Genomic DNA, 15,401 nt, shown 5'->3' with positions numbered 1-15,401 from the left:
GTTCCTCACGTGGGGTGTCGGGGCCGTGGAGCGGGAGGATGCCGCGGCCCGCGGCATCCTCCCGCGTCCGTCAGCGGATGCTCGAGACGTACGAGTCGTACTCGTCGCCGAGCGAGGTCTGCACGTCGGCGGGCTGCTTCGTGCCGTTGACGAGCTCCTGGAGCTCGGCCACCAGCGCGTCGTAGAACGTCGGCGTCGGCCAGTCGGGGTAGAAAGACAGCCCGTCCTGCTCGGTGATCGCGTTGAACGCGGCGATGAGCTCCTGGCTCTTCGGGTCGGTGATGTCGGCGGGGTCGGCGGCGACCGGCACGCCGCCGTTGTTGCCGATGATCGCCTGGATCTCGGGACGCATCGTGATGTCGATGAACTCGTACGCGAGGTCCTTGTTCTTCGCGTTCTCGGGGACGACCCAGAGGTTGCCCGACGAGCCGAGGCTGAGGTCCGCGCCGGGGAACGGGAAGATACCCCACTCGAAGCCGGTGATCTCGGTGGCGAAGCGGCCGTACCACCAGCTGCCCGACACGAACATCGGGTAGTCGCCGGCGATGAAGGCGGTGCCTGCGTCCTCGGCCTTCATGCCCGACACGTCCGGCGAGAGGTATCCCGCGTCGACGTACTCCTTGAGCGTCTCGGTCGCGTAGCCGATCTCGTCGCCCTGCCAGTCGACGGGGTTCTCGTAGAGCTGGTAGTCGTTGACGAACTGGCGATCGGCCTGCGACAGCGCGAGCTGATACCACAGCTGTCCGAGCGGGTACTCCGCCCCGGCCTCGGCGAGCGGCGTGATGCCCTGGGCGACCAAGGCGTCGAGCACGTCCACGAACTCGTCGTACGTGGTGGGGACCTCCAGGCCCGCGGCCTCGAACATGTCCTCGTTGTAGTAGACCGTGACGAACTCGCCGTAGTTCGGGATGCCGTACCACGAGCCCGAGCCCATGATGCCGTCCTCGTCGTACCGCGCGGTGGTCTGCAGCGACGGGGCGAGCAGGTCGTCCCAGCCGTACTCGCCGACGGCGTCGTCGAGGCTCGAGAGCAGGCCCTGGCTCGCCAGGAGGCCTGCGGTCGCGTTGCCCTTGTTGTACTCGAGCAGGTCGGGTGCCTCGTCGGAGTTGAGTACCTGGCTCGCCGTCGAGCGGATCTGCTCGAAGCCCTTCGCCTCGAACTCGACCGTCGCGCCGGTCTCTTCCTCGAAGATCCGGATGGCCTCGTCCCAGGCCTTGCCCATGGCGCTGTCCTCACCCTCGTAGTGCCACAGCGTGAGGGTGTTCGCGTCCTGCTCCGAGTCGCCGGGTCCGCCCGAGCAGGCGGCGAGGGCGAGGGCGGCGGCCGACAGCGTGCCGACGACCGCGAGGGTCCTTCTGGTGGTGGTGCGTGCCATCGTCGGCACTCCTTTCTTGATCCCCATGACGGGGAGCGGGGGGTCGATGTGAAATTGTCGAAGCGCTTCGATAGCGGGTATGCGGAAGCGCCGTCGGGTGGGAGGGTTCAGTCCGCGGACGCCGGCGGGGGTGCCACCGTGCCGCGATCGATATAGGCGGGCGGGATGAGGTGCAGTCCCGGCTCGGGGCGCTCCGGGGTGAGGCTGCGCACCGCGAGGGCGACGGCGAGGTCGCACGACGGCTCGGGATCGAGCGGGATCACGTCGACCGGGTGCGTCAGCCGCGACGTGTCGAACGACGCCGCGACCGAGACGACCGACACGTCTGCGGGGACCGACATCCCCCGCTCGTCCAGTTCGGCCAGCACCACGGCGTGGACGTCGTCGGCGGCATGCACGAGGAGGGCCGTCGCACCGCCGTCGAGGAGGTCGGCGACCGCCGCGCGCGTCGTCTCGGCACTCGGGAGGCGGTCCCCCGAGACGCGGAAGGCGTGCGCGACGCCGCGCTCGTCTGCGCGGCGCTCGAACGCCCGCCGCACGCGCGGGGGGAAGTTCGACTTCTCGTACGCGACCTGCGACTGACCGACGAGCCCGACCGACCGATGGCCCGCGTCGGCGATCCGGTCGACGGCGAGCGCCGCGGCCGCGTCGAAGTCGAGGTCGACGCACACGAGCCCCTCGTGGTCGTCAGGGACGCCGATGAAGACCGTGGGGGTCTCGATCGACCGTGCGAGCGCGACCCGCTCGTCGTCGGGGGCGACGTCGAGCACGAGGATCGCGTCGACGAGCCCGCTCCCGGCGACGCGCGCCATCCCCGCCGAGGCGTCCTCCTCGGTCAGGAGCAGGATGTCGTACTCGCTGCGCCGCGCGGCGACGGTGGTCGCCAGCACGAACGACATGTGGGTCGGTGCGTGCGTGTCGCGCCGGAGCGGCTCGGTGAGGGCGAAGATGTGCGTACGGCTCCCCGCCAGCATGCGGGCTCCGGCGTTGGGGCTGTAGCCGAGCTCGCGGACCGCGCGCTCGATGCGCTCGCGCGTCGCCGGCGAGATCGGGCGCTTGCCGCTGAGCGCGTACGACACCGTGCTGATCGAGACGCCGGCGGCCTCGGCCACCTCGTTGATCTTCACCATGTCCACTCCGTCGTTCGCCTCGGCTGCCTTGCCGGCTGCGGCGACTCCCCGTTCGAATCAGGGAGTCGAAGCGCTTCGCGAAACGCTTCGACGACATGGTAGACACACGCGGGCGAGCGGCGCAAGTATTTGGTGGTTTTTCCCAACAAATACGTGCACCGCTCGCCGGACCGGGTTCACACCGAGCGCTGGTAGGCCCTGATCGACCGCACCGCCCACAGGAATGCGAGACCCGCGAGCACGACCAGACCCGAGAGCTCCCACCATCCTGCTGCCGGATAGTCCCCCGAGAGCCCGCCGCGCCCGAGCTCGACCGCCCACGTCATCGGGTTCCAGCGAGCAACGTCCTGCACCCACGGCGGCAGAAGGCCGGCGGGCATCATGGTCGTCGACAGGAAGGTCGCGGGCAGCACGATGAGCTGCGAGAGGCTGATGAGCGCGATCTGGCTGCGGGCGATCAGGGCCACGGCGGTGGATGCGCAGCAGAACACCGTCGCGAGCACGGTGGCGACGCCGAGCGCGGCGAGCATGCCGCCGAAGCCGCCCGGGTAGCGGGCCCCCGCCAGCCATCCGATGCCGAGCACCACGAGCGACTGCGCGAGGTTCAGCACGAGCTGCTGCGCGAGCTGGCCCGTGATGAGGGCCGACCGCCGCACCGGCGAGGTCAGGTACTGGTCCATCACTCCCGAGTTCATGTCGTCGATGAAGCCGGTACCCGCCCACGCCCCCGAGTACAGCACGGTCATCATGAGGATGCCGGGCACGAGGTAGTCGATGTAGCCTCCGGTTCCGGTGCCCGCCGACGCGCCGAACTGCGGGAGCGCGCCCAGCGACGCGAACACCTGCCCGAACAGCACGATCCAGATGACGGGCTGGATCAGCGACATGACCGGACCCCAGGCCTGCCGCAGCGACGCGAGGAGCCAGCGACGCAGCACCTGCCCGGTCTGGGTGAACCATCCTGCGCGCGCGGGGGCGAGGGCCGGCGAGAGGGTGAGCGTCGTCATGCTGCGGCTCCTGTCGTCGAGGCGTCGCCGAAGGTGTGGCCGACGAAGTGCAGGTACACGTCGTCGAGGGTGGGGTGGGATGCCGCGACCTGCCCGTAGCGCACGCCCGCGGCATCCAGCGCGGCGATGACCGCGCCGACGGCCGCCGACGCGTCGTCGGTGCGGGCGGCGAGCACGCCGTCGACGCCCGATGCCTCGACCACGACATCGCGCAGCCCCGCGATGCCCGCGACCGCGGCGCGCACGGCGGCGGGGTCGGGCTCGACGAGGCTCACGCGCAGCGAGTCGCCGTGCAGCCTCGCCTTGAGCTCGGCCGGCGTGCCCTGCACGACGGCGCGCCCACGGTTGACGAGCAGCAGCTCGTCGGCGAGGCGGTCGGCCTCCTCCATGTAGTGCGTCGTGAGCACCACCGTGAGCGCCTCCTCGCCCGAGAGCCTGCGGATCTCGGCCCACATCGCGGCGCGCGCCTCGGGGTCGAGGCCCGTGGTGGGCTCGTCGAGGAACAGCACGCGCGGGCGGTGCACGAGGGCCGCCGCGACGTCGAGGCGCCGGCGCATTCCCCCCGAGAACCTGCTGACGGGACGAGCGGATGCCTCGGCCAGCCCGAATTCGCCGAGCAGGCGCATCGCGCGGCTCCGCGCCTCGCCGGCGGCCACGCCCCGCAGGCGCGCCGCGATCTCGAGGTTCTCGCGTGCGGTGAGCAGCGGGTCGGTGCTCGTGCCCTGCGACACGTATCCGATCGACGCGCGCACCGACCCCGGGTCGGCGGCGACATCGTGCCCCGCGACGACGGCGGTGCCGCTCGTCGGACGCGACAGCGTCGTGAGGATCTTGGTGGTGGTGGACTTGCCCGCGCCGTTCGGACCGAGCAGGCCGAACACGCGGCCCGCCGGCACCGAGAATCCGACGCCGTCCAAGGCTCGGACGGCGGGCTTGCGGCCCCGTCCGGGGTAGACCTTCACGAGGTCGCGGGCGACGATCGCGTGGTCGTCGCGGAGGGTGTTCTCAGGCATGGCGAAGCATCCCTTCCTTCGAGTGGAGTCGAGTGCCCGATCGTCGAGGGAGCGGGCGGGGAACGAGCGGGACGAGAGGCTCGAGGCGTGGCGCGTCTCACCTCGCTCGCTCAGCGAGCGGTGGCGTCGGACTTCTTGTCGGTGCCGAAGAGCATGCGCGCCAGCACGAGCATCCACAGCGCGAAAGCGACGGCGAAGGCCACCGGCGCCCACCACCAGCCGACGGTGAACACGAGCACCGCGATCGCGGCGAACGCCAGGATCCAGATGGCCACGGTGTAGATGCCGAAGCGTGCGGCGGCCTCGGGCTCGCGCTCGAACCGGTTCGGCGGCTCCTGCGCGTGCGCGTGCCGCGTCCAGGCCTTGTGGCGGTTGGTCTGGGTGGCGCCGAGGAAGGCGAACAGCAGGATCGCCGCGATCACGCCGAGCGCCACGAAGACGATCCCCCACACCGGCATCGACCCGGCCCACACCAGTCCGCCGACGCCCAGGCCGAACGCGCCGAGGAACGTCGCGAGGGCATAGCCGCCCGCGCGCTGCTGCGGCATCGGATGGTTCGTCGTCGTCTCCTGCGAGAGGGAGTCGCCCACGAGGAGCCCGAGCGCCGTCGACGCGAAGCCGAGGAAGGCGATCTGACCGCCGAGGACGATGGGCAAGACGCCCACCGCGCTGAGGACGCAGAGCGTGATGCCGAGCACGGCCACGCCCGCCCAGATCACCGCCCGAACGACGAACCCCGGCTGGGGCCGGACACGGTACCGCTGATACTGGGCGGCGTAGTCGGCGCCTCGCGCGGCGCCTCGGGCCGACGGTGCGCCGCGGGTCGCGGCATCCGCCCCCTCGTCCGACAGGAGGTCGCGCACATCGCCCAGCTCGGCGACGGCCTCGATCGCGGCATCCGTCGACGTCAGCCCGGTCGTCTCGAGCTCGGCCGCGCGCGCCATCAGGTTGGCGCGCACCTCCTCCTTCAGGTCTTGCGCGTCGGACGTCATCTCGACGCCCTGGAAGGCCTCGTCGAGGAGGCGATGAATGTGGGTGTTCTCGGTCATTGGTCCTGCATGCCCTTCACGTCTGTGCTCTTGGTGGCTGCGCCCTTGACGTCCGCGCCCTTGACGTCCAGGAGGGAGTCGATGATGCGCCGCGTCGCGACCCAGGCCGCGACGTTGCTGCGGAAGACCGCGCGGCCGGCATCGGTGATGCGGTAGTACTTGCGGCGGCCGCCCTGCGTCTCGTCGCCCCAGTAGGACTCGACGAGCCCGTCCTTCTCGAGGCGGCGGTACGTCGCGTAGAGCGTGGCCTCTTTGATCTCGTGCTCGCCGCCGGTCGCATCGCGGATGGCCTTGTAGATCTCGAAGCCGTACGCGTCGCCGTGGCGCAGCAGCCCGAGCACGATCGTGTCGGTATGGCCGCGCAGCAGGTCGGCCGCGAAGGCGTCATCCTGTGTCATGGCAAGTACTGTATCACATCAAGTACTTGACGCATCAGGTATCTATACCGCGTCAATAGCTCGCGCGTACACTCGCGGCATGACGTTCGACGTCGCCGCGGACTCGTACGACCGCTTCATGGGCCGCTTCTCGCAGCCGCTCGCCGAGCTGTTCGTCGAGTGGGTCGCCCCACCCGCGGGCGGGAGGGCGCTGGACGTCGGGTGCGGCACCGGAGCACTGACAGCCGTGCTCGCGCGGCGCTGCGGTGAGACCGAGGTCGCGGGAGTCGACCCGTCCGCGTCGTTCGTGGCGGCCACCAGCGCGCGCTTCCCGTGGGCCGACATCCGCCACGGCACCGCCGAAGCCCTCCCCTTCGACGACGGCCTCTTCTCGGCGGCGCTCGCCGAACTGGTGGTGCACTTCATGACGGATGCCGCAGCCGGCGCCCGCGAGATGCTGCGCGTCACGCGGCCTGGCGGCGTGATCGCCGCGTGCGTGTGGGACTTCGCCGGGCACCGGGCACCGCAGAGCACGTTCTTCGACGCCCTGACGGCGACCGTCGACGGCGTCGACGATGAGACCGATCGGGTCGGCGCGCGCCGCGGCGATCTCGCGCACCTGCTGCGCGGCGCCGGCTGCGTGGACGTGAGCGAGACCGAGCTCGGCGTCACCGTCGGCCACGCCGGCTTCGACCAGTGGTGGGAGCCGTACACGCTCGGCGTCGCCCCCGCCGGCCGCCAGCTCGCCGCCCTGTCACCCGAGGATCGCGAGCGCGTCCGCGCGCGGTGCGCCGAACTGCTGCCCGCCGGGCCGTTCGACGTCGCCGCGACCGCGTGGGCAGCGCGCGGCATCGTGCCGTAGGCGGCGTCAGCTCGCGGCGAGGCGCTGCTTCTCGACGGCGACGTCGAAGGTCGCCGCGGGCCACTGCGGGTCGATGTCTTCGAGCGCCTCGAGCAGCAGGTGCTGCACCGCGAGCCGCGCGTACCACTTGCGGTCGGCGGGCACGACGTACCACGGCGCATACGTGGTCGAGGTGCGCTCGAACACCGTCTGGTACGCGGCCATGTACTGCGGCCAGAGCTCGCGCTCGTCGACGTCGCCCGGGTTGTACTTCCAGTGCTTGTCGGGGCGGTCGAGCCGCTCCATGAGCCGCTCCTTCTGCTCCTCGGGCGAGATGTGCAGCATGACTTTCACGACGCGGGTCCCGGCATCCGTCACGCGCTTCTCGAACTCGTTGATCGCCCCGTACCGGCGCTCGATCTCGTCGGCCGGCGCGAGCCGGCGCACGCGGCCGATCAGGACGTCCTCGTAGTGCGAGCGGTCGAAGACCCCGATGATGCCGGGCTCGGGCAGGCGGCGCTCGATGCGCCACAGGAAATCGTGCTCGAGCTCTTCGGGCGTCGGCTTCTTGAACGCCGCCAGGTCGATGCCCTGCGGATCGACGGCTCCGACGACGTGGCGGATGATGCCGCCCTTGCCGGCCGAGTCCATCGCCTGCAGCACCAGCAGGACGGAGGCGTGCGTGGCATCGACGCGGCTGCGGGCGTACAGGCGCTCCTGGTACTCGCTGAGCTGCGCGACCCCCGCCTCGAGATCTTCGGCGGCCTGCACCTTGTCCTGCTCGTATCCCGGAGTCGCGCGCGGGTCGACGTCGGCGAGCGCGAACCCGTCCCCGGCACGCAGCAGGTCTTGCACGTCTCCGGTCCAGTGCCTCTGGCTCTTGGCGATCATGGAGCCATCATGGCGGCCCCGCGCCCGCGCCGTCGAGCGTGGGGCGTGGTCCGGGCGCGGAGCGGAGGAGTGGGGCGGGGGTCAGCGCGGGGTTCAGCGCGGGGGCCGGGGCGGGGGCGGCCCGGGGGCAGAGGTCCGGGCGCGGGGTTCAGCGCGCGGGGGCGGGGGTCCGGGCGCGGGGTTCAGCGGTTGAGCGGGACCTCGATGAGCTGGCGACCGCGCACCGGCGAGGTCAGCACCTGGTCGAGCGCCGCGCGCGTCGTGACGCGGTGATGCTCCCAGCCGTACGCGAGCGCGAGCTGCTCGAGCTCCACGGCCTGCGGCGTGTACAGCACGCGATCCCGCGCGTCACGGCCGGCGACGGCCGCCACCTCGAGTCCGTCGAAGATCGTGCCGCCGCCGTCGTTGCCGACGACCACCTGCAGCCGCGGCTCGTCCTCGTCCGGCGGCAGCAGCAGCGCTCCGGCGTCGTGCAGCAGCGCGAGGTCGCCGAGCAGCACGCGGGTCACGCCCGGGCGTCCGTCGGACTGGCTCGCGACCGCGATCCCCGTCGCCGTGGCGACCGTGCCGTCGATGCCCGCGAGACCGCGGTTCGCGTGCACCGGCACCTTCTTGCCCGCAAGCACCGCGTCGGCCACGCGTACGAGCCGCGACGAGCCGAACACGAGCCGGTCGTGCGGCCAGGTCGCCCGCCACACCGCGTCGACCACGGCGGCGCGGTCCAGAGGTGCGCGGATCGCCGCGAGCTCGTTCGCGATCGCCCCGAGACGCTCCCCCGGCACCGCCGACGCGAGCCCGTCGGCGTCGGGAGCGGCGGGCGCCAGATCGACGGATGCCGCGCGCGAGGCCCGCATCCAGTCGCCCAGCCATTCGCGATCGGGGTCGCCCGGCGCCACCGCGACCGCGTCGACGGCGGCGGTCGTGCCATTGAGGTTGAGCGGCTCGCCCGGACCACGAAGCGCGATCACCTCGACCTGCGGGTCGGCGAGCAGGGCCGCCGTCTCACGGCTGAGCGTGGGGTGTCCGAGCGCCACCACCCGCTCGATCCGGCCGCCGAGCCGGGGATCGCGCAGCAGCTCGCGGTAGCCGTGCACGAGGTGTCGCCCGAACCGGGCGCCGCTGACGATCTCCGCGATGAGCGGCCAGCCGCCCGCATGGGCGAGCGCTTCGGCGTCGGGACCGGCATCCGCCCCGGCGAGCACGACCGTTCGCGGCCCGCGCACGAGCACGAGCGGATCTCCGTCGGGCTCAGCCGCGACATCGGCCTCGCCGATCCCGCCACCGCCTTGATAGAGCGCACCGGATGCCCCCCACGCCGTCTCGGCCGCGGGCGGGCCGGCCACTCCGGCGTGCGCCTCCGACGACGGCGCGTCGGCGTGGTGATCGCCGGCAGTGTGCGCGTCCGACGAAGGTGCGTCGGGGTGGTCGCCGGCGGCCGCGCGGAGCTCGGCCGCTCGCGGGTCGGCCGCTCGCGGGTCGGCCGCTCCGCCGTGCGCGTCCGCCGCTCCGCCGTGCGCGTCCGACGAAGTCGCGTCGGGATCGTCGTCGGCGGTCGCGCCGGACGACGGCGCGGGTACCCCGATCCAGGCCGGGAGCGCACCCGACAGCGGCTCGCGGTAGGGCAGGTTGAGGTGCACCGGCCCTGGCGAGCGCAGGCCCGAGCCGAGAGCGGCGGCGACCGCCTCCTCGGCGACGGCGCGCAGCATGGCGCTCTGCTCGGAGTCGCCGTCGGGGTCCAGGGTCTCGGGCACGGGGAGGTCTGCCTCGAACCGCATGTTCGGCGCGAACATGCCCGGCTGTCGCGTGGTCTGATTCGCGCCCACGCCCCGTAGCTCGGGCGGGCGGTCCGCGGTCAGCAGCAGCAGCGGAACCCCCGAGTGGTGCGCTTCGAGCGCCGCCGGCAGCAGGTTGGCGACCGCGGTGCCCGACGTGCAGACCACGGCCGCCGGCATCCGTGTCTCCCGTCCGATGCCGAGGGCGGTGAAACCGGCGACCCGCTCGTCGATGCGCACGTGCAGGCGCAGCGCGCCGCGCCGCTCGAGCTCGGCCGCGACGAGGGCGGGCGCCTGGGATCGCGACCCGGGGCTCAGCACGACGTGCCGCACGCCCAGCTCGACCAGCCGGCAGAGCAGCGCCGCTGCCGCGTCGGTCGCCGGAGCACCGTCTAGCGGTGCCGCACCCCCCGGCGCGCCGGGCGCACCTTCGGGGTCGGTCGCGTTCGGGTCGGTCGCCGGATCGCCGTCGAGCGGTGCCGGACCCGTCGGCGAGCCGGCCGCACCTTCGGGGTCGGTCGCGTTCGGGTCGGTCGCCGGAGCGCCCTCGAGCGGTGCCGGGTCCCCCGGCGCACCGGGCGCACCCTCGGGGTCGGTCACGTTCGGGTCGGTCGCCGGAGCGCCCTCGAGCGGTGCCGGGTCCCCCGGCGCACCGGGCGCACCCTCGGGGTTCGCGCCGCTCGCGTCGGCGCCGGTCGCGGCCGTCACGTCAGCCGACGGCTCCGCGCTGACCGCGGGTGTCGTCCTCGCCGTCCGCCGGGTGGGCCGGAGGCTCGGCGCGCGGGGTCGAGTTCGGCGCGTCGTCGTCGGCGGTGGTCGCCGCGTCGGCGGGCGCTTCGGCCGATGCCACGGAACCGCTGTCGGGGAGGTGACGCGGGTCGTCGTCTTCGGCGTCGAGCTGCGCGAGCTCCTCTTCGAGGCGGCGGATGCGCTCGTCCTGGTCGCTGATCGTGCCGATGCGTCCGAGGAACTCGGGATCGTCGTCGGGCGCGCGGCGTGCGACCACGGCGGACTTGCGGGTGCGACCCACCACGAGCCACATGATGCCGCCGAGCACCGGCAGCAGCACGACGATGAGGATCCACACCGGCTTGCTCACGCCGCGGTGACGCGACGGGGGCTGCACGGCGCAGTCGACGATGGTGAAGACCCAGAAGATGGCCGCCACCAGGGCCAGTATCAACAGTCCCCTCGCCATTCATCCATCCTAGGCGCGGCAGGGCCTGCGCGGGCGCCGGCGAGCGTCTCGTGACCGAACCGAAGCCCGGGGCACCCGCACCGGGAACGTAGGATTGTCGGGTGAAAGCACGCTCTGCCATCGTCTACTCGGTGCTGCGGCTGCTGGCGTTCCTCGTGCCGTTCGGCGTCCTGATGCTGTTCCCGGTCATGCAGACGTACTACTGGCTCGCCGCGATCTTCGCCGCGCTCATCGGGCTGAGCCTGTCGATCCTGTTCCTGCGCAAGCCGCTCGACGACGTGACAGCGGGCCTCGCCGAGCGCCGCACCCAGTCGCGCACCGCCGTCAGCGACGAAGAGGCCGAGGATGCCGCGGCCGACGCCGCCGCGTCGGACGAGCCCGACCGCCCCTGACCCCTGCGCCTCGGACCGCGCTCCGGCGCCGGCCCGCAGCATCCGTCGCCCGCGAGGCCTGCCTCCGCACCCGCTCAAGCCTGAGAAACCACATGTAGGTTGAGGCACACCCCCCAGCGGTGGTTTCTCAACCTCCGCGTGGTTCCTCAACCTCCGCGTGGTTCCTCAACCTGCGCATGGTTTCTCAACCTCCGTGTGACGCCTCGACCGGCGCGCGGTTTCTCAAGCTCCAGGGCGCCGGGCCGAGGCATCCGCCGCCCGCGCTAAGCGCCCACCCACCCCGCTCGAGGTTGAGAAACCACATATAGGTTGAGGCACGCCCCAAACCGTGGTTTCTCAACCTGCGCATGGTTTCTCAACCTCCGCGTGACGCCTCGACCGGCGCGCGGTTTCTCAAGCTCCGGGGCGCCGGGCCGAGGCATCCGCCGCCCGCGCTAAGCGCCCACCCACCCCGCTCGAGGTTGAGAAACCACATATAGGTTGAGGCACGCCCCAAACCGTGGTTTCTCAACCTGCGCATGGTTTCTCAACCTCACCGGCCGCGAGGCCGCGAGGCCCCGAGTCCGCGAGGCCCGCGAGGCCCGCGAGACCCGCGAGGCCGCGGAGGCGACGGCGGGACGGCGGGGGGATCAGCCGATGAACGCCCACATGAGGAACGCGCCGTAGGCGACCGAGGTCAGCGACGTGAGGCCGAGGGCGACGACGAGCTCCTTCGGGTCGCGGTAGGTCCACACGATCAGGATCGCCGGGAGCCCGGCCAGCAGTGCGAGCAGCGTCAGCCACGCGATCGGGTAGAACAGCGCGAGGAAGACCGCGATGCCGAACGCCGCGAGCACGAACACCGTGAACAGCCAGCGCGTCGCGGTGCGGCCGATCAGCACCGTCAGCGTGCGCTTGCGGGCGGCGCGGTCCTGGTCGATGTCGCGCAGGTTGTTCGCCAGCAGCACCGCGCACGCGAGGAGGCCCGCCCCGACACCCCCGAACCACGCCTCCTGGGGCAGGATGAAGGCCTGCACCCACGTGGTGCCGAGCGTCGCGACGAGCCCGAAGAAGACGAACACGAACAGCTCGCCGAGGCCGTAGTACCCGTACGGTCGCTTGCCGCCGGTGTAGAACCACGCGGCGAGGAGGCACACGGCGCCGACGGCGATGAGCCACCACTGCTGCGTGCGGATCGTGATCGCCAGGCCCGCGAGCGCCGCGAGCGCGAAGAACGCCAGTGCGACCAGGAGCACCGTGCGAGGCTTGGCCCGGCGCGACGCCGTGAGACGCGCGGGTCCGACCCGGTGGTCGTCGGTGCCCCGGATGCCGTCGCTGTAGTCGTTGGCGTAGTTGACGCCGATCTGCAACGACACCGACACGATGAGACAGAACAGCGCGATCACCCAGTGGAAGAGATCCGCCGCGAGGATCGCCGCCCCGGTGCCGATCAGCACCGGGGTGATCGCGAGCGGGAGCGTCCGCAGCCGAGCGGCAGCGATCCAGTCGCGCGCCGTCGCCGGGGCCACGCGCGCGGGATCGCGCGGTTCGCGCACCTTCTGCGGGTTGCCACGCGACGCCTTCTTCTTCGGGCCGGCGTTCTTGCGCTTCTTGCTGGAGGTTCCTGCCACGAATGCACATCATAGGCGCCTGCCGCGCGAGCCCGTGGCCGATGTCGGACGCCCGGCCCAGGATGGACGCCATGCTGAGCATCGGATCGATCGTGCTGACCGTCGAAGACATCGACCGTGCTGGCGCCTTCTGGCGCGCGGCCCTCGGGTACGTGAACCGCAGCGAGCCGAGCGAGGAGTGGGTGATCCTCGATCCGCCCGGCAAGGCGAACTGGGCGGCGCCGGGCGCCAGCCTCGCGCTGTCGGTGACGGGGTATCCGCAGCACTACCCGCCCCGCATCCACCTCGACCTCTACGCCGACGACCAAGCCGCCGAGATCGAGCGGCTGCGCGGACTCGGCGCACGCGACGTCGACTGGGACGACTACCCCGACGACGCCGACTGGGTCGTGCTCGAAGACACCGAGGGCAATCGGTTCTGCGTCGTGCAGACGGGTCCGTCCCCGCAGTCCTGAGTCGCCGGCCGGCGTGACGTCAATGCAGGGCGAGCACCGCGCGGCGGATGGCCTCGCGGTCGGGCTTGCCCGAGGGCAGCGTCTCGAGCTCGTCCACCAGCACGAGGCGCGACGGGCGAGCGTGCGGTCCGATCTCGTGCTGCACGGCGGCGCGGGCCTCTTCGAGCTGCACGGCCTCGCTGCGGCGAAGGGCCTCGCCGCGGCTGGCGACGATGACGGATGCCTCGCCCCACCGCGCGTCGGGAACCCCGACCACGACGGCCTCGTCGAGTCCCGGGATCGTACGGACGATGCGCTCGACGCGGTCGAGCGAGACGTTGACGCCGCCCGAGACGATGACGTTGTCGATGCGGCCCCGCACCCGCAGCACGCCGTCGTCGAAGAGCCCGGCGTCGCCGGTGCGATACCACCGCGTGCCGTCGGCATCGCGGAAGAACGCGGCCGGCCTGACGCTGCCGACGGCTCCGCCCGGCACGCCGACAGCGAGCGCCGGGGCCGTGGACACCGTCAGCTCCGCATCACCGAGGTACCCGTCGGCGAGCACCGGACCGGCCACCTGCACCTCGCCGCGCTCGATGCGCACGCGCACGCCGCGCAGCGGAACCCCGTCGTACACGCAGCCGCCGCTGGTCTCGGTGGAGCCGTACGTGCGCACGACGCGGACACCCGCGGCCTCGGCGCGCTCGAGCATCGCGGCCGGGAGCGCCTGGCCGCCCACCAGGATCGTCTCGAACGAGCGCAGCGCGGCCGCCACCGCCGAGTCGTGCTCCGCGGCGTCGAGGAGCTTCGAGAGCTGGGCGGGCACGAGTGACGTGAAGGTCGGAACGCGCTCACCGTGCTCGGTCGACACCATCATGAGCGCGGCCGCGGCGAACGCCTGCGGGGTGAAGGCGCCCGAGAGGATCGCGGGCTCGCGGTCGGCGACGAGCGAGCGCACCAGCACCTGGAGTCCCGCGACGTAGCTCGCCGGCAGCGCCAGCAGCCACGCGCCGTCGCCGATGCGGTCGGTGGTCGCCAGCGCGCTCGCGGTCAGGGCATCGCGGCTGAGGACGACGCTCTTGGGCACCCCGGTCGACCCCGACGTGGTGACCACGACGGCGGTGCCTGCCCGCACCTCCCCGGGGAGATCGCCGACCAGCCCCAGCGCGAGCGCGGGGCCGGCGCCGTGCAGCGCACCGCGGAGGCCCCGCAGGATCTCGCGCGGGTCGTCGCCGAGGACGGGCTCGAGCCTCATAGGTGTTCACGACTCCTGAGATCCGCGGCGACCCCGCCCCCGATGGGACTCTGCCGGCCCAGGGCCGCCAGGGTCTCAGGAGTAGCGTCCGCACGCATCAGAAGTGCCAGGGGTAGGGCGACCAGTCCGGGTCGCGCTTCTCGAGGAACGCGTCGCGTCCTTCGACGGCCTCGTCCGTGCCGTAGGCCAGCCGTGTGGCCTCGCCCGCGAACACCTGCTGCCCGACGAGCCCGTCGTCGACGGCGTTGAACGCGAACTTCAGCATGCGGATCGCGGTCGGCGACTTCGTCAGGATCGTGCGGGCCATCGCGACCGCCTCGCGCTCGAGGTCGGCGTGCGGCACGACGCGGTTGACCGCGCCCATCTCGTGCGCGCGCTGCGCCGAGTACTCCTCGGCGAGGAAGAACACCTCGCGCGCGAACTTCTGCCCGATCTGGCGGGCGAAGTACGCCGACCCGTAGCCGGCGTCGAACGAGCCGACATCGGCATCGGTCTGCTTGAACCGGCCGTGCTCGGCCGACGCGATCGACAGGTCGCACACCACATGGAGCGAGTGCCCCCCGCCCGCGGCCCACCCCGGGATCACGGCGATCACGACCTTGGGCATGAAGCGGATGAGCCGCTGCACCTCGAGGATGTGCAGGCGCCCCGCCCGCGCGTGCTGTTCAGCGGGAACGGATGCCTCGTCCTCGGAGTATTTGTACCCGTCGCGGCCGCGGATGCGCTGGTCGCCGCCCGAGCAGAACGCCCAGCCGCCGTCCTTCGGGCTGGGGCCGTTGCCCGTGAGCAGCACGACGCCGATGCGGGGGTCCTGCCGCGCGAGGTCGAGCGCGCGGTACAGCTCGTCGACGGTGTGGGGGCGGAAGGCGTTGCGCACCTCGGGCCGGTCGAACGCGATGCGGGCGATGCGACCGTCCTTCGACACGTGGGAGGTGATGTCGGTGTACCCGCCCGCGGGCGATCCCGGCGCCGTCGTCCACTCGTCCTCGTCGAACAGCTCCGAAACGCTCACCCGGCCAGCCTACGGCGACGCGACAGACAGCGTCATCTGGCCACG

General features: G+C 72.2%; 15 protein-coding genes. 3 read left to right on the top strand and 12 right to left on the bottom strand.

Annotation, left to right across the window (positions count from 1 at the left end):
• Positions 1–70 precede the first annotated feature (70 nt).
• From IM778_RS03305 to IM778_RS03280, 6 genes are all read right to left on the bottom strand, one after another.
• Positions 71–1,375 (bottom strand): ABC transporter substrate-binding protein, encoded by a 1,305-nt coding sequence (locus IM778_RS03305; RefSeq protein ID WP_194410676.1) that lies wholly within the window; start codon positions 1,373–1,375, stop codon positions 71–73.
• Positions 1,376–1,482: 107 nt separating this feature from the next.
• Positions 1,483–2,505 carry a LacI family DNA-binding transcriptional regulator gene (locus IM778_RS03300; RefSeq protein ID WP_194410675.1) on the bottom strand — a complete coding sequence of 341 codons (1,023 nt, stop codon included), beginning with the start codon at positions 2,503–2,505 and terminating at the stop codon, positions 1,483–1,485.
• A gap of 176 nt (positions 2,506–2,681) precedes the next feature.
• Complete coding sequence (locus IM778_RS03295; RefSeq protein ID WP_194410674.1) at positions 2,682–3,512, bottom strand: ABC transporter permease; 831 nt, start codon at positions 3,510–3,512, stop codon at positions 2,682–2,684.
• Positions 3,509–4,525, bottom strand: a complete 1,017-nt coding sequence (locus IM778_RS03290; protein WP_194410673.1) for an ABC transporter ATP-binding protein — start codon at positions 4,523–4,525, stop codon at positions 3,509–3,511. Before IM778_RS03290 ends, IM778_RS03295 begins: the two co-directional genes overlap by 4 nt.
• A gap of 110 nt (positions 4,526–4,635) precedes the next feature.
• Positions 4,636–5,574 carry a permease prefix domain 1-containing protein gene (locus tag IM778_RS03285; protein WP_194410672.1) on the bottom strand — a complete coding sequence of 313 codons (939 nt, stop codon included), beginning with the start codon at positions 5,572–5,574 and terminating at the stop codon, positions 4,636–4,638.
• Positions 5,571–5,972 (bottom strand): PadR family transcriptional regulator, encoded by a 402-nt coding sequence (locus IM778_RS03280; RefSeq protein WP_194410671.1) that lies wholly within the window; start codon positions 5,970–5,972, stop codon positions 5,571–5,573. The genes IM778_RS03285 and IM778_RS03280 overlap by 4 nt, the downstream gene beginning before the upstream one ends.
• Positions 5,973–6,051: 79 nt before the next feature.
• Between IM778_RS03280 and IM778_RS03275 the strand changes: the two genes are divergently transcribed.
• A complete protein-coding gene (locus tag IM778_RS03275) occupies positions 6,052–6,813 on the top strand; it encodes a class I SAM-dependent methyltransferase (protein WP_194410670.1) in 762 nt (253 codons plus the stop codon).
• A 6-nt stretch (positions 6,814–6,819) separates the two neighbouring features.
• Here IM778_RS03275 and IM778_RS03270 read toward each other — a convergent pair whose 3' ends face one another.
• The 3 genes from IM778_RS03270 to IM778_RS03260 all read right to left on the bottom strand — a co-directional run bounded on the left by IM778_RS03270 (position 6,820) and on the right by IM778_RS03260 (position 10,653).
• On the bottom strand, positions 6,820–7,683 hold the full coding sequence (locus IM778_RS03270; RefSeq protein ID WP_194410669.1) for a polyphosphate kinase 2 family protein: 864 nt from the start codon (positions 7,681–7,683) through the stop codon (positions 6,820–6,822).
• 182 nt (positions 7,684–7,865) lie between these two features.
• Positions 7,866–9,815 carry a thiamine pyrophosphate-binding protein gene (locus IM778_RS03265; RefSeq protein ID WP_194411701.1) on the bottom strand — a complete coding sequence of 650 codons (1,950 nt, stop codon included), beginning with the start codon at positions 9,813–9,815 and terminating at the stop codon, positions 7,866–7,868.
• A gap of 349 nt (positions 9,816–10,164) precedes the next feature.
• The gene (locus tag IM778_RS03260; RefSeq protein ID WP_194410668.1) at positions 10,165–10,653 is read right to left on the bottom strand and encodes a PLD nuclease N-terminal domain-containing protein; all 489 of its coding nucleotides are present in this window, start codon (positions 10,651–10,653) and stop codon (positions 10,165–10,167) included.
• 101 nt (positions 10,654–10,754) lie between these two features.
• Between IM778_RS03260 and IM778_RS03255 the strand changes: the two genes are divergently transcribed.
• Positions 10,755–11,045 (top strand): DUF4229 domain-containing protein, encoded by a 291-nt coding sequence (locus IM778_RS03255; RefSeq protein WP_194410667.1) that lies wholly within the window; start codon positions 10,755–10,757, stop codon positions 11,043–11,045.
• A 629-nt stretch (positions 11,046–11,674) separates the two neighbouring features.
• Here IM778_RS03255 and IM778_RS03250 read toward each other — a convergent pair.
• Complete coding sequence (locus tag IM778_RS03250) at positions 11,675–12,655, bottom strand: 1,4-dihydroxy-2-naphthoate polyprenyltransferase (protein ID WP_194410666.1); 981 nt, start codon at positions 12,653–12,655, stop codon at positions 11,675–11,677.
• A 71-nt stretch (positions 12,656–12,726) separates the two neighbouring features.
• Between IM778_RS03250 and IM778_RS03245 the strand changes: the two genes are divergently transcribed.
• On the top strand, positions 12,727–13,110 hold the full coding sequence (locus IM778_RS03245) for a VOC family protein (RefSeq protein WP_194410665.1): 384 nt from the start codon (positions 12,727–12,729) through the stop codon (positions 13,108–13,110).
• Between the two features lie 19 nt (positions 13,111–13,129).
• Here the strand turns inward: IM778_RS03245 and IM778_RS03240 are convergent, their stop codons facing one another.
• Both IM778_RS03240 and IM778_RS03235 read right to left on the bottom strand, forming a co-directional pair.
• Positions 13,130–14,344, bottom strand: a complete 1,215-nt coding sequence (locus IM778_RS03240) for an AMP-binding protein (protein WP_194410664.1) — start codon at positions 14,342–14,344, stop codon at positions 13,130–13,132.
• Between the two features lie 97 nt (positions 14,345–14,441).
• A complete protein-coding gene (locus tag IM778_RS03235) occupies positions 14,442–15,356 on the bottom strand; it encodes a 1,4-dihydroxy-2-naphthoyl-CoA synthase (protein ID WP_194410663.1) in 915 nt (304 codons plus the stop codon).
• Positions 15,357–15,401 lie beyond the last annotated feature (45 nt).

Origin of the sequence: Microbacterium cremeum (genome assembly GCF_015277855.1) — a bacterium.
Lineage (GTDB): Bacteria > Actinomycetota > Actinomycetes > Actinomycetales > Microbacteriaceae > Microbacterium > Microbacterium cremeum.
This window is presented reverse-complemented; position numbering and strand designations above follow the sequence as displayed.